This is a genomic window from Pseudomonas sp. FH1 (assembly GCF_000510895.2).
In the GTDB taxonomy this organism is placed as follows: domain Bacteria; phylum Pseudomonadota; class Gammaproteobacteria; order Pseudomonadales; family Pseudomonadaceae; genus Aquipseudomonas; species Aquipseudomonas azotoformans_A.
This window is the reverse complement of the sequence record NZ_AOHM01000008.1, coordinates 45,473-59,112: the sequence shown is the minus strand read 5'-3', so window position 1 is coordinate 59,112 and position 13,640 is coordinate 45,473. Positions and strand designations below refer to the sequence as shown.

Annotated in this window: 11 protein-coding genes; 6 read left to right on the top strand and 5 right to left on the bottom strand. The window is 61.6% G+C overall.

The window, feature by feature from the left end:
- The first annotated feature begins 48 nt into the window (after window positions 1-48).
- The gene (gene pta, locus H096_RS04360) at window positions 49-2,148 is read left to right on the top strand and encodes a phosphate acetyltransferase (protein ID WP_033896986.1); all 2,100 of its coding nucleotides are present in this window, start codon (window positions 49-51) and stop codon (window positions 2,146-2,148) included.
- Window positions 2,149-3,042 carry an acyltransferase gene (locus H096_RS04355; protein ID WP_033896985.1) on the top strand — a complete coding sequence of 298 codons (894 nt, stop codon included), beginning with the start codon at window positions 2,149-2,151 and terminating at the stop codon, window positions 3,040-3,042. It begins immediately after the preceding gene.
- 58 nt (window positions 3,043-3,100) lie between these two features.
- Here H096_RS04355 and cysN read toward each other — a convergent pair whose 3' ends face one another.
- The 3 genes from cysN to H096_RS04340 form a co-directional block, all read right to left on the bottom strand.
- Complete coding sequence (gene cysN, locus H096_RS04350) at window positions 3,101-4,999, bottom strand: sulfate adenylyltransferase subunit CysN (RefSeq protein WP_012722133.1); 1,899 nt, start codon at window positions 4,997-4,999, stop codon at window positions 3,101-3,103.
- A gap of 9 nt (window positions 5,000-5,008) precedes the next feature.
- Window positions 5,009-5,926, bottom strand: a complete 918-nt coding sequence (gene cysD / locus H096_RS04345) for a sulfate adenylyltransferase subunit CysD (RefSeq protein WP_033896984.1) — start codon at window positions 5,924-5,926, stop codon at window positions 5,009-5,011.
- A gap of 136 nt (window positions 5,927-6,062) precedes the next feature.
- Window positions 6,063-6,821 (bottom strand): Nif3-like dinuclear metal center hexameric protein, encoded by a 759-nt coding sequence (locus tag H096_RS04340; RefSeq protein WP_033896983.1) that lies wholly within the window; start codon window positions 6,819-6,821, stop codon window positions 6,063-6,065.
- A 101-nt stretch (window positions 6,822-6,922) separates the two neighbouring features.
- On the opposite strand from H096_RS04340, the gene algW reads away from it, so the two are divergent.
- Window positions 6,923-8,077: a Do family serine endopeptidase AlgW gene (gene algW / locus H096_RS04335; protein WP_028618771.1), complete on the top strand. Its 1,155-nt coding sequence runs from the start codon at window positions 6,923-6,925 to the stop codon at window positions 8,075-8,077.
- Between the two features lie 112 nt (window positions 8,078-8,189).
- Complete coding sequence (locus tag H096_RS04330) at window positions 8,190-10,286, top strand: TonB-dependent siderophore receptor (RefSeq protein WP_033896981.1); 2,097 nt, start codon at window positions 8,190-8,192, stop codon at window positions 10,284-10,286.
- On the opposite strand, the gene hemH is transcribed toward H096_RS04330, so the two are convergent.
- Both hemH and H096_RS04320 read right to left on the bottom strand, forming a co-directional pair.
- Window positions 10,281-11,303, bottom strand: a complete 1,023-nt coding sequence (hemH, locus tag H096_RS04325) for a ferrochelatase (protein WP_033896980.1) — start codon at window positions 11,301-11,303, stop codon at window positions 10,281-10,283. The genes H096_RS04330 and hemH overlap by 6 nt on opposite strands.
- A 14-nt stretch (window positions 11,304-11,317) precedes the next feature.
- The gene (locus tag H096_RS04320) at window positions 11,318-12,217 is read right to left on the bottom strand and encodes a TIGR01777 family oxidoreductase (RefSeq protein ID WP_033896979.1); all 900 of its coding nucleotides are present in this window, start codon (window positions 12,215-12,217) and stop codon (window positions 11,318-11,320) included.
- 197 nt (window positions 12,218-12,414) lie between these two features.
- Between H096_RS04320 and H096_RS04315 the strand changes: the two genes are divergently transcribed.
- Together H096_RS04315 and H096_RS04310 are read left to right on the top strand one after the other, a co-directional pair.
- Window positions 12,415-13,401, top strand: coding sequence for an NAD(P)/FAD-dependent oxidoreductase (locus H096_RS04315; RefSeq protein WP_016977058.1), 987 nt, complete (start codon window positions 12,415-12,417; stop codon window positions 13,399-13,401).
- Complete coding sequence (locus tag H096_RS04310) at window positions 13,398-13,613, top strand: TIGR02450 family Trp-rich protein (RefSeq protein ID WP_033896978.1); 216 nt, start codon at window positions 13,398-13,400, stop codon at window positions 13,611-13,613. The genes H096_RS04315 and H096_RS04310 overlap by 4 nt, the downstream gene beginning before the upstream one ends.
- Window positions 13,614-13,640 lie beyond the last annotated feature (27 nt).

The following is a 13,640-nucleotide window of genomic DNA, read 5'->3' as shown; positions in this document are numbered from 1 at the left end:
GTTCAACCATAGAGCCTCACCGAAGCCATGCACCTTCAGAGAATTCGCATGCAGACTTTTTTTATCGCGCCCACCGATTTTGGTGTGGGTCTGACCTCCATCAGCCTGGGGCTGGTGCGTACCCTTGAGCGGGCCGGGCTGAAAGTCGGGTTCTTCAAGCCGATTGCCCAACCACACCCCGGCGATACCGGCCCCGAGCGTTCCACCGAACTGGTGGCGCGCACCCATGGCCTCAAGCCGCCACAGCCCCTGGGCCTGGCCCACGTAGAGCGCATGCTCGGCGACGGCCAGCTCGACGAACTGCTCGAAGAAATCATCACGCTGTACCAACAAGCCGCCGTGGGCAAGGACGTACTGATCGTCGAAGGCATGGTGCCGACCCGCAGCGCCAGCTATGCGGCGCGGGTCAACCTGCACCTGGCCAAGAGCCTGGATGCGGAAGTGATCCTGGTCTCGGCCCCGGAAAACGAAGTGCTCACCGAACTCTCCGGGCGCGTGGAATTGCAGGCCCAACTGTTCGGCGGGCCGAAAGACCCGAAAGTGCTCGGCGTGATCCTCAACAAGGTGCGCACCGACGAAAGCATGGAAGCCTTCGCGGCGCGCCTCAAAGAGCATTCGCCCCTGTTGCGCAGCGGTGATTTCCGCCTGCTCGGCTGCATTCCCTATCAACCGGAACTCAACGCCCCGCGCACACGTGACGTGGCCGACCTGATGGGCGCGCAGATCCTCAACGCCGGCGACTACGAAACCCGGCGCATGACCAAAATCATCATCTGCGCCCGCACCATGCGTAACACCGTGGAGCTGCTCAAGCCCGGCGTATTGGTGGTGACCCCCGGCGACCGCGACGACATCATCCTCGCCGTCAGCCTCGCCGCGATCAACGGCGTGCCCCTGGCCGGCCTGTTGCTGACCAGCGACACCCTGCCCGACCCGCGCATCATGGAGTTATGCCGTGGCGCGTTCCAAGCCGGGCTGCCGGTGTTGTCGGTGAGCACCGGTTCCTACGACACGGCGAACCAGCTCAACAGCCTCAACAAGGAAATCCCGATTGATGACCGCGAACGTGCGGAGATCATCACCGACTTCGTCGCCAGCCATCTGGATGCGCGCTGGTTGCATCAGCGTTGCGGCACGCCACGGGAGATGCGCCTGTCGCCGGCGGTGTTCCGCTATCAGTTGATCCAGCGCGCCCAGGCCGCCAACAAACGCATTGTATTGCCCGAAGGCAGCGAGCCGCTGACCGTGCAAGCCGCCGCGATCTGTCAGGCGCGGGGCATTGCGCGCTGCGTGTTGCTGGCCAAGCCGGCGGACGTGGAAGCGGTCGCCCGCGCCCAGGGCATCGAATTGCCCGAAGGCCTGGAGATTCTCGACCCGGACCTGATCCGCCAGCGCTACGTCGAGCCGATGGTCGCGCTGCGCAAGAGCAAGAGCCTCAACGCGCCGATGGCCGAGCAGCAGCTGGAAGACACCGTGGTGATCGCCACCATGATGCTCGCGCTGGACGAAGTGGACGGCCTGGTCTCCGGCGTCATCCACTCCACCGCCAATACCATCCGCCCTGCCCTGCAGCTGATTAAAACGGCGCCGGGCTGCACGCTGGTGTCGTCGGTGTTCTTCATGCTGTTCCCCGAGCAGGTGCTGGTGTACGGCGACTGCGTGATGAACCCGCACCCAAGCGCCGCCGAATTGGCGGAGATCGCGTTGCAAAGTGCCGACTCGGCGGCGGCATTCGGCATCACGCCACGCGTGGCGATGATCAGCTATTCCAGCGGCGACTCGGCCAGCGGCGAGGAAGTGGAGAAAGTCCGCGAAGCCACCCTGCTCGCCCACGAACAGCAGAGTTCGCTGCTGATCGACGGGCCGCTGCAATACGACGCCGCCGCCAACGAAAACGTCGCGCGGCAACTGGCGCCCAACAGCCAGGTCGCCGGCAAGGCCACCGTATTCGTGTTCCCCGACCTCAACACCGGCAACACCACGCACAAGGCCGTGCAGCGCAGCGCCGATTGCGTGAGCCTGGGGCCGATGCTCCAAGGCCTGCGCAAACCGGTCAACGACCTGCCGCGCGGCGCCCAGGTAGACGACATCGTGTACACCATCGCGCTCACTGCGATCCAAGCCGCCAACCGACCTATGGATATCTAAATGCTGGATTTTCTACCTGCCGCCGTGCGCGGGGTGATTGCGTCGCTGTTGCTGGCGCTGAACACGATCCTGTTGTGTTCGTTCCTGTTTATCGTGGCGCTGTTCAAGGCATTGCCGTTTGCCAAGCGCTTCAGTGAATGGCTGATGAACCACACCCATGAAGCCTGGGTGACCAACAATAAAGGCTGGATGAACCTGGTGCGGCGCACGCGCTGGCACCTCACCGGCCTGGAAGGGCTGGACTATCAGCACTCGTACCTGGTGACCAGCAACCACCAGAGCTGGGTCGACATCATGGTGCTGCAATACGTGCTGAACCGGCGGATTCGTCCGCTGAAGTTCTTCCTGAAACAGGAGCTGATCTGGGTGCCGGTGATTGGCCTGGCATGGTGGGCTCTGGGCTTTCCGTTCATGAAGCGCTACACCAAGGCCTACCTGGAAAAACACCCGGAGAAGAAAGGCAAGGACCTGGAAACCACCCGCAAGACCTGTGCGAAGTTTCGCGACAACCCAGTGGGCATTTTCAACTTTGCCGAAGGCACCCGGTTTACTCCAGGCAAGCATGCGCAGCAGAAGTCGCCGTTCCGTTATCTGCTCAAGCCTAAAGCCGGTGGCATTGCGTTTGTGCTGGATGCGATGGGTGAGCAGTTGAAGTCACTGGTCAATGTGACCATTCACTACCCCTCCGGTCGCCCTGGGTATTGGGATTTGCTGTGCGGGAATGTGCAGGATGTGGTGGTGCAGTTCGAAGAAGTGCAGATCCCGGCCGAATTCATTGGCAAGAATTATGAGCAGGATGGGGAGTACCGGACGGCGTTCCAGGGTTGGATCAACCGGTTGTGGAAAGACAAGGATGCATTACTGGAAAAGCTGCATACCCAGTACCCCCGATAAGGCATGAAAAAGCCCGCCACCGATTACTCGATGGCGGGCTTTTTTGTGGCTGCGATCCTTAGATCGCGCCGCGCTGACGCAACAGCTCCAGCACTTGCTTGACGCTTTCTTCCAACGACAAGGCCTGGGTGTCGATCACCAGGTCGGCATTCAACGGCACGTCGTACGGGAAGGATTCGCCAGGGATGTTATCCCCACCCGCCGCGTACAGGCCCTGCGGATCACGCTCGGCGCACACCAGCGGCGACGCTTGCACATAGACGGTCAGCAAACGATCACCGCCAATCAGCGCCTTGGCCTGTTCGCGGCCTTCGGCATCCGGCGCCACAAACGCGGCCAGGGTCAACAGGCCCGCTTCGTTGAACTGACGCGCCACATGCGCGGCACGACGCCAGTTCTCGGTACGCCCAGCTCGGTCCTGCGGCAAGCCCTTGTTCAGGTCATGACGCAGGTTCTGGCCATCGAGCACGAACACCGCACGGCCCATGTCGAACAGCTTGCGCTCAACCGCGTAGGCCAAGGTGCTTTTGCCGGCGCCCGACAGGCCGCTGAACAGCACGGTGGCCGGTTGCTGGCCAAAGCGCAGCGCGCGTTCTTCGGTGGCGACGTGAGCCAGCTTGCCGTGTTGCGCCGAGCTGCCGTGGGTGACCGGCGGCGCGATGATCATGCCCGCTGCCACGGTGCCGTTGGTCAAACGGTCGATAACAATGAACGCGCCCGTGGTGCGGTTGCTGTCGTAACCGTCCAGGGCGATGGCGGCGTCGAGGCTGACCTTGACCCGGCCAATTTCGTTCAGTTGCAGCGAACTCGCCGGACCTTCGGCCAGGGTGTTCACATCCACGCGGTGCACGATGCTGGTGATGGAACCCGGCACGTAGCTGGTGGCGCGCTTGATGTCGTATTTCTTGCCCGGCAGCATCGGCTCTTCGGCCATCCACACCAGCATGGCGTCGAAGGCGTCGGTCACTTGCGGCACGTTGTCGGCGTGTACCAGCAGGTCGCCACGGGAGATGTCGATCTCGTCTTCCATGGTCAGGGTCACGGCTTGGCCTGGGCCGGCGTGTTCCAACTCACCTTCAAAGGTGACGATAGATTTGACGCGGCTGCTCTTGCCCGACGGCAGCACCACGACTTCGTCGCCCTTGTGCACGATGCCGCTGGCCAGGGTGCCGGCGAAACCACGGAAGTTCAGGTTCGGACGGTTCACGTACTGCACCGGGAAACGCAGGTCGGTGTAGTTGCGGTCGTTGGCGATCTCGACGGTTTCGAGGATTTCCATCAGCGACTGCCCAGTGTACCAGGGCGAACGCTCGCTCTTGTTCACCACGTTGTCGCCCTTGAGCGCCGACATCGGCACAAAGGCCAGGGTGCTCGGCTTGAACGCGATACCGTCGGCAAACTTCAGGTAATCGGCCTTGATCTGCTCGAATACGCTCTGGTCGAAGCCGTTGATGTCCATCTTATTGACGGCCACCACGATGTGCTTGATGCCCAGCAACGAGGCGATGAAGCTGTGGCGACGGGTCTGGGTCTGCACGCCATAACGTGCGTCAATCAGGATGATCGCCAGGTCACAGGTGGAGGCACCGGTGGCCATGTTGCGGGTGTACTGCTCATGGCCGGGGGTGTCGGCGATGATGAATTTGCGCTTGGCGGTGGAAAAGTAGCGGTAGGCCACATCGATGGTGATGCCTTGCTCACGCTCGGCCTGCAGGCCGTCGACCAGCAGCGCCAGGTCGATGTCATCGCCGGTGGTGCCGGACTTCTTCGAGTCGCGGGTGATGGCTTCCAGGTGATCTTCGTAGATCATCTTGGAGTCGTGCAGCAGGCGCCCGATCAGGGTGCTCTTGCCGTCGTCGACGTTGCCGCAGGTCAGGAAGCGCAACATTTCCTTGCGCTCGTGCTGGCCCAGGTAGGCGAGGATGTCCTCGCTGATCAAATCAGATTGATGCGACATGACAGCCCCTTAGAAATAGCCTTGACGTTTTTTATCTTCCATCGAGCCTGCACCATCGTGGTCGATGACACGGCCCTGGCGCTCGGAAGTTCGCGTCAGGAGCATTTCCTGAATGATGTCCGTCAGCGTCTCGGCTTCGGACTCCACCGCGCCCGTCAACGGGTAGCAGCCAAGGGTACGGAAACGTACTTTCTTTTTGACGATTCGGGCTTTGTCTTCGTCGGACAGGTGCTCGAGGATGCGGTCGTCGTCGATCATGATCAACGTGCCGTTCTTCTCGATCACTTCACGCTCGGCGGCGAAGTACAGCGGCACGATCGGGATGCCTTCGAGGTAGATGTACTGCCAGATGTCCAGCTCGGTCCAGTTGGACAGCGGGAACACACGGATCGACTCGCCCTTGTTGACGTTGCCGTTGTAGACGTTCCACAGCTCGGGCCGCTGGTTTTTCGGGTCCCAGCGGTGTTTGCTGTCGCGGAACGAATACACGCGCTCTTTGGCGCGGGATTTCTCTTCATCGCGACGGGCACCGCCGAAAGCGGCGTCGAAACCATGTTTGTCCAACGCCTGCTTGAGGCCTTCGGTCTTCATGATGTCGGTGTGCTTGGCGCTGCCGTGGGTGAAGGGGTTGATGCCCTGCGCCACGCCGTCCGGGTTCACGTGGGTGATCAAGTCCAGGCCCAGCTCCTCGACCATCTTGTCGCGGAACGTGTACATCTCCTGGAATTTCCAGCGGGTGTCGACGTGCATCACCGGGAACGGCAGCTTGCCCGGGAAGAAGGCCTTGCGCGCCAGGTGCAGCATCACGGCGGAGTCTTTACCGATCGAGTAGAGCATCACCGGGTTGTCGAACTCGGCGGCGACCTCGCGGATGATGTGGATGCTTTCCGCCTCCAGCTGTTTCAGATGCGTCAGTTTGTCGACCATGGTTACTCACGGAAAAACGATCTTATGGACGGCCAGCGGGCCGTGTTCGAGCGGGGCATGCTAGCACAGCACCTGCTTCTATTCAGGGAGCCCGCTAGATCGAAACGGTATATGAATATGCCCCCAGGTTTGGCCCTCAAATCGGGTTGGGGCAGTCGATGAACAGATGCTCCAGGGCAAAACGCCGCGCCAGGTAATCGCCCAGGGCCTGTACGCCGTAGCGCTCGGTGGCGTGGTGGCCGGCGGCGATGAAGCTGATGTCGTTTTCGCGGGCGCTGTGGAAGGTCTGCTCGGAGGCTTCGCCGCTCAGGTACAGGTCGACGCCTGCGGCAATCGCCTGGTCGATGTAGCCCTGGCCACCGCCGGTGCACCAGCCGACACGACGGATCATGTCGCTGCCTTCGATCAGCAGCGGTTCGCGGCCCATGACTTCCTGCACGCGGCGTGCGAAATCACGGGGCGACAGGGGCTCGGCGAGGGAGCCGACCAGGCCGACGATCTTGGGGTTGCTCGGGTCCAGCGGGCCTTCGACGGTGATGTCGAGTTGACGGGCAAGTTGCACGTTGTTGCCGACGTCGGGGTGCAGGTCCAGCGGCAGGTGGTAGGCCAACAGGCTGATGTCGTGCTTGAGCAGGGTCTTGAGGCGACGCTGCTTCATGCCGGTGATGCAGGGGTTTTCGCCTTTCCAGAAATAACCGTGGTGTACCAGGATCAAATCGGCCTGGGCTTCGACGGCCGCGTCCAGCAGGGCTTGGCTTGCCGTCACGCCACTGACGATGCGCATCACTTGCGGGCGGCCCTCGACCTGCAGGCCATTGGGGCAATAATCGGCAATTTTGGCGCTGCCGAGGTAGCGGTCCGCTTCCTCGACGAGGGTGGTAAGGGGGACGGCCATAAAAGACTCCTAAATATCCCGTTCGCAGGCGTCACAGCCTCGTATAATGCGCGACATTATGGGCGCTCTCTCGCCCCCTGCAACCTGTCAGGACTTACTTGATGCTCAAGGCGCTGCGTTTTTTTGGATGGCCATTGTTGGCTGGCGTGCTGATCGCGATGCTGATTATTCAGCGTTACCCCGAGCTGGTGGGCCTGCCCAGCCTGGATGTGAACCTGCAACAGGCACCGCAAACCAGCGCGGTGGTGCAAGGCCCGGTGACTTATGCCGACGCGGTGACCATCGCCGCCCCGGCGGTGGTCAACCTGTACACGACCAAGGTCATCAACAAACCGGCGCACCCGCTGTTTGAAGACCCGCAGTTCCGCCGCTACTTCGGCGACAACGGGCCCAAGCAGCGGCGCATGGAATCCAGCCTGGGTTCGGGCGTGATCATGAGCCCAGAAGGCTACATCCTCACCAACAACCATGTGACCACCGGCGCCGACCAGATCGTGGTGGCCCTGCGTGACGGCCGCGAAACCCTGGCCCGCGTGGTGGGCAGCGACCCGGAAACCGACCTCGCGGTACTCAAGATCGACCTGAAAAGCCTGCCGTCCATCACCCTCGGCCGTTCCGATGGCTTGCGCGTCGGTGACGTGGCATTGGCCATCGGCAACCCGTTCGGTGTGGGCCAGACCGTGACCATGGGCATTATCAGCGCCACCGGGCGTAATCAGTTGGGCCTGAACAGCTACGAAGATTTCATCCAGACCGACGCAGCGATCAACCCGGGCAACTCCGGCGGTGCGCTGGTGGATGCCAATGGCAACCTGACCGGTATCAACACGGCGATTTTCTCCAAGTCCGGCGGCTCACAGGGCATCGGTTTTGCGATCCCGGTGAAGCTGGCGATGGAAGTGATGAAGTCGATCATCGAGCACGGCCAGGTGATCCGTGGCTGGCTGGGGATTGAAGTACAGCCGTTGACCAAGGAATTGGCCGAGTCGTTTGGCCTGACCGGACGCCCAGGCATCGTGGTCGCCGGGATCTTCCGCGACGGCCCGGCGCAGAAGGCCGGCCTGCAATTGGGCGATGTGATCCTCAGCATTAATGGCGAACCGGCGGGTGATGGCCGTAAGTCGATGAACCAGGTGGCGCGGATCAAGCCGACCGACAAGGTGGCGATCCAGGTGATGCGCAATGGTAAGGAGATCAAGTTGCTGGCGGAAATCGGTTTGCGTCCGCCGCCGGCGCCGGTGAAAGAAGAGGAGTAAAGCGCCTCGTCCAGGTGCCCATTCACGGGCACCTGTAAGTTGATGTTTCAAAGCAATCCACTCTCATTGGTCATGTTATATTGTTTCAATATCGCTATTGGAACGCTCTATCATGCCGTCTCGAAGAATCGCCCCCTTGGCTGGCCTGGCCTTGGGTTTGCTGCTCGACCCCGCCTACGCCGAAGACAACACCCTGGAACTCGATACCATCAGCGTCACCACCGACGCTTATGAGCCTGCCACCGGCCCCGTCAAAGGCTATCGCGCCACCCGCTCGGCCAGCGCGACAAAGACCGACACCGCGATTCGTGACATCCCCCAATCCATCAGCGTGATTCCCGCCACGGTGCTCAAAGACCTGGGCAGCAACAACGTGGAACGCGCCCTGGAATTTGCCGGTGGCGTGTCCAAGCAGAACAACTTCGGTGGCCTGACCCTCTACGAATACAGCGTGCGCGGCTTCACCACGTCGGAGTTCTATCAGGATGGCTTCAGTGCAAACCGTGGCTACCCGAGCACACCGGACGCGGCGAACATCGAACGCATCGAAGTGCTCAAGGGCCCCGCCGCCAGTTTGTACGGCCGCGGTGATCCCGGCGGCACCGTGAACATCGTCACCAAGAAGCCCCAGCCTGAAGCCTTCACCACCCTGCAAACCAGCGCCGGCAGTTGGGACCGTTATCGCACCGCCGTGGACGTCAACACCCCGCTGGACAGCGAAGGTAAGGTACTGACACGGGTCAACCTGGCAGTGGAAGACAACCACAGCTTCCGCGACCACGTGCAGAGCAAGCGGGTATTCGTCGCGCCTTCGTTCAGTTGGCAGTTGGACCCGGACACCAGCCTGCTGGTGGAAAGCGAATTCGTGCGCCACAGCTCCACCTTCGACCGTGGCATCGTCGACGCCCCCGGTATATCCCGCTCCACCTTCCTCGGCGAACCCAACGACGGCGACATCGACAACCACAACAACCGCATTCAGGCGACCCTCGAACATCACCTCAACGACGCCTGGAAACTGCGCCTGGCCAGCCACTACAAGCAAGGCAGCCTGTGGGGCGACGCCTCGGAAAACCGCGCGCTGAACGCCGACGGCCACACCGTCAACCGCCGCTACCGCGAACGCTCGACGGGTTGGCACGACAGCATTACCCAGCTGGAGCTGCGCGGCCTGTTCGACATCGGCAGCTGGCAACACGAACTGCTGGTCGGCACCGAATACGAGGACTACCGCAAGAAGGAGCGCGTGACCGCTATCGCCGGCAGCCCGTACGCCATCGATATCTACCGCCCGGTCTACGGCCAGCCCAAACCCAACGGCGCGCGCTCCGGCACCGACTTCTTCGAACAGACCAAAAGCCACGCGCTGAACCTGCAGGACCAGATCATCTTCACCGACCGCCTGCGCGGCATGCTCGGTGCGCGCTTCGAGCATTTCGAACAGAGCATCGACGACTTCACCCGCAACCACGCCAAGAGCCAGCAGACCCACGACGCTTTTACCCAACGCGCCGGCCTGCTCTATCAGCTCACACCGCAGGTTGGGGTGTTCGCCAACGCCTCCACATCGTTCAAGCCCAACAGCGGCCTGGACGCCAACAACAAATCCTTCAAGCCGGAAGAAGGGGTGGGTTATGAAGTGGGGATCAAGAGCGAGCTGTTCGACGATCGCCTCAGCGCCACCCTCGCCGCCTTCCATATCGAAAAGGAAAACGTGCTGACCCTGGACCCGGCCACCAACCTCAACCGCGCCGTGGGCAAGGCGCGCAGCCAGGGTTTTGACCTGCAACTGACTGGGCAAGTGACCGATGCCGTACGGGTGATTGGCGCGTTTGCCTACATCGACGCTGAAGTGACTAAAGGCGAAAAAGCCATTCCGGCCGGCAGCCGCATCCTTGGCGTGGCCAAGCGCAGCGGCAGTCTTTTGGGCGTGTATGAGTTCCAGGATGGCGCATTGCGCGGCTCGGACCTGGGCGCGGCGTTCACGTATGTGGGGGATCGTTCCGGTGAGGCCGGCACGAATTTCGAGCTGCCGGCCTATCACACGGTCGATCTGCTGGCGCATTACAAGGCCACGGAGAACGTCACCGTGGGCCTGAACCTCAACAACCTGTTTGATGAGAAGTACTTCGAGCGGTCCTACAGCAACTATTGGATCAACCCCGGTGAGCCGCGCAATCTAACAGTCAGTTTGACGCTGAGCCTATAGGGAGCCCGGCGCTCTTTCACATAAGGTATTGAGCGCCTTCGCCCAATGCGGGTCATCATTCAGACACGGCACCAGCACCAATTCCTCCCCCCCGGCCTCGCGGAACTGCTCCAACCCGCGATCGCCGATTTCCTCCAGCGTTTCGATGCAATCAGCAACGAACGCAGGGCACATCACCAGCAGCTTTTTCACACCTTGCTGGGCCAGGGTTTCCAGGCGAGCTTCGGTGTAGGGTTCGATCCATTTGGCCCGGCCCAGGCGCGATTGAAAGGCCACTGACCATTTATCCTCCGGCAGACCCATGCGCGCGGCAAAGTCCCGCGCGACGCTGAAGCACTGCCCGCGATAGCAGGTGGCGCGCACTTCGGGGGACGCGTTCACGCAGCAATCGGTGGCGCCATCGAAGGTATGCCCAGGGTTGAGTTTTTGCAGATGGCGTTCCGGCAGGCCGTGGAAGCTGAACAGCAGATGATCGTAGTCCTGCTGCAAATGCGGCTTGGCACTGGCCACCAGGGCGTCGAGGTATTCGGGTTGATCGTAGAACGGTTGCAGGGTGGCGAATTGCAGGTCGAGTTTTTTCTCTCGCACCACACGCCGTGCTTCTTCCACCACCGTGGTCACGGTGCTGTCAGCGAACTGCGGGTAAAGCGGCGCCAGGGTAACCTTGCGAATGCCCTGGGCGGCGAGACGTGTCAGCACAGTTTCAATGGACGGCTCGCCATAGCGCATCGCCAACTCCACCGGGCCTTGGGTCCACTGCGAAGTCATCCGCTGCTGCAAACGACGACTGAGTACCACCAACGGCGAGCCCTCATCCCACCAGATGGACGCGTAGGCGTGGGCCGACTGCTCGGGGCGCTTGATCAGGATCAGCGACACCAGCAAGCGCCGCACCGGCCACGGCAGGTCGATCACATAAGGGTCCATCAGGAACTGATTGAGGTAACTGCGCACATCGGCCACCGAGGTGGACTTTGGCGAGCCCAGGTTGACCAGTAACAACGCGTGATCCGTCATGCAACATCCTATCTCTAGAGGCGGCTGGACAAGTCGTCCAAGGCCGCGCGCAACTCAGTGAACTGGAAAGTGAAACCGGCGGCCAGCAAGCGTTCGGGCACCGCCTTCTGCCCACCCAGCAACAGGCCAGACAACTCGCCCAGGCCCACCTTCAATGCAAAGGCCGGCATCGGCATGAACGCTGGACGGTGCAGCACCTGGCCCAGGGTTTTCGCAAATTCGCGATTGCGCACCGGGTGTGGGGCGCAGGCATTATAAGGACCACGGGCATCCGGCTTGTGCAGAAGAAAATCAATCAGGGCGATTTGATCCTGGATATGCACCCACGGCATCCACTGCCGACCATTGCCAATCGGCCCGCCCAGCGCCAGTTTGAAGGGCAGCAACAGCCGCGACAAAAAGCCGCCCTCGGCTGCCAGCACCAGGCCGGTCCGCACCAACACGACACGAATGCCCAAGGCTTCGGCGCGCTGGGCGGTTTCTTCCCAGGCGATACACAACTGGCTGGGGAAATCGTCCAGCACCGGGCCGCTGGCTTCGGTCAATTCCCGCTCGCCGCCGTCGCCGTACCAGCCGACCGCTGAACCGGAAATCAACACCGCTGGTTTTTGCTCCAGACCTTCAAGCCATGCCAGCAAGGTTTCAGTCAGACTGATGCGGCTGCTCCACAACAACGCCTTGCGCTTGTGGGTCCAGGGGCGATCAGCAATGGGCGCGCCGGCCAGGTTAATGACCGCATCCACCGGGCCGATCACCTGTTGCAGGTGTTCGACGCCTGCGACTTGAGCGCCGCATCGCTTGGCGACCTGTTCCGGCTGACGACTCCACACGGTCAGCCGATGCCCCTGCGCAAGCCAGTGCTGGCAGAGTTGGTGGCCGATCAGGCCAGTACCGCCGGTCAGCAAAATGTGCATGGGATCTTCCTCATGTAACGTTCGCCGCCCCGCACTGGTCTATTTTATAAGCAGCGGGCGTAACGTTGGATTAAGCCTCTGCTTTAACAATAGGTCACGCCGTAAGAACAGGTAAGCCAAAACTTATACCAAAAAACAATATTGTACAGCTATTGGTGTCGGCGTAGTCTGTACCCAACGGTAAAACGAGGCCTCCCATGACTGTTCCCATCGCGATCATCGGCACCGGCATCGCCGGTCTCTCCGCCGCCCGAGCGTTACGAGACGCGGGGCACGTTGTACAACTCTTCGATAAAAGCCGCGGCAGTGGTGGCCGCATGTCCAGCAAGCGCAGCGATGCCGGCTCCCTGGACATGGGCGCACAATACTTCACCGCACGCGACCGGCGCTTCGTCAACGAAGTGCAACGCTGGCAAAGCAATGGCTGGGCCGAGCAATGGAAACCCCAGCTGTACAATTTCAAGTCCGGCCAGCTGACGCCCTCCCCCGATGAACAGATCCGCTGGGTCGGCACGCCGCGCATGAGTGCGATCACCCGCGCCCTGCTCGACGACCTGCCAGTGGCGTTCGGTTGCCGCATCACCGAGGTGTTCCAGGGCAAGCAACACTGGAACCTGCTGGATGCCGACGGCGAAAACCACGGCCCGTTCAGCCACGTGATCATCGCCACCCCAGCGCCCCAGGCCACCGCCCTGCTGGCCGCCGCCCCCAAGCTGGCCAGTGCCGCCGCCGGCGTGAAAATGGACCCGACCTGGGCCATCGCCCTGGCGTTCGACAAGCCCCTGGATACGCCGATGGAGGGCTGTTTCGTGCAAGACAGCCCCCTCGATTGGCTTGCGCGTAACCGCAGCAAACCGGGACGTGACACCCACCTCGACACCTGGGTACTGCACGCCACCAGCACGTGGAGCAAGGCCCACCTGGACCTGCCCAAGGAGGCGGTAATCGAGCACCTGCACGGCGCATTCGCCGAATTGCTGCACAGCGCCATGCCCGCGCCATCGTTCAGCCTGGCGCACCGCTGGCTCTATGCGCGACCGTCCAGCAGCCACGAATTCGGCGTGCTCGCCGATGCCGACCTGGGCTTGTACGTGTGTGGCGACTGGTGCCTGTCGGGCCGGGTCGAAGGGGCCTGGCTCAGTGGCCAGGAAGCCGCGCGACGCTTGATCGAACACCTGCAATGAACCGCATCAATCCGGCTAAATTGCTGCTGTCGAAATGGACAGCAGCTCATCCTCGCAACAAAGAAAAACACTTTTTGGTCACCGAACTGTTTCGGGATGAAGAAGGCGTGGTGCTGGAAATCGAACTGCAAGCCGTCATGACCCGACGCGCCGAACGCTTCGCCTGGCAAACCCTGCAAAATGCCGACGCCTGGAAAATCGGCTGGAAATAATTGCCCTGCGAAAAACTTGTACAAAAA

Coding starts and splice junctions, on each gene's coding strand:
- pta (WP_033896986.1), top strand. CDS start 49: ATGCAGACTTTTTTTATCGCGCCCACCGATTTTGGTGTGGGTCTGACC.
- H096_RS04355 (WP_033896985.1), top strand. CDS start 2,149: ATGCTGGATTTTCTACCTGCCGCCGTGCGCGGGGTGATTGCGTCGCTG.
- cysN (WP_012722133.1), bottom strand. CDS start 4,999: ATGTCGCATCAATCTGATTTGATCAGCGAGGACATCCTCGCCTACCTG.
- cysD (WP_033896984.1), bottom strand. CDS start 5,926: ATGGTCGACAAACTGACGCATCTGAAACAGCTGGAGGCGGAAAGCATC.
- H096_RS04340 (WP_033896983.1), bottom strand. CDS start 6,821: ATGGCCGTCCCCCTTACCACCCTCGTCGAGGAAGCGGACCGCTACCTC.
- algW (WP_028618771.1), top strand. CDS start 6,923: ATGCTCAAGGCGCTGCGTTTTTTTGGATGGCCATTGTTGGCTGGCGTG.
- H096_RS04330 (WP_033896981.1), top strand. CDS start 8,190: ATGCCGTCTCGAAGAATCGCCCCCTTGGCTGGCCTGGCCTTGGGTTTG.
- hemH (WP_033896980.1), bottom strand. CDS start 11,303: ATGACGGATCACGCGTTGTTACTGGTCAACCTGGGCTCGCCAAAGTCC.
- H096_RS04320 (WP_033896979.1), bottom strand. CDS start 12,217: ATGCACATTTTGCTGACCGGCGGTACTGGCCTGATCGGCCACCAACTC.
- H096_RS04315 (WP_016977058.1), top strand. CDS start 12,415: ATGACTGTTCCCATCGCGATCATCGGCACCGGCATCGCCGGTCTCTCC.
- H096_RS04310 (WP_033896978.1), top strand. CDS start 13,398: ATGAACCGCATCAATCCGGCTAAATTGCTGCTGTCGAAATGGACAGCA.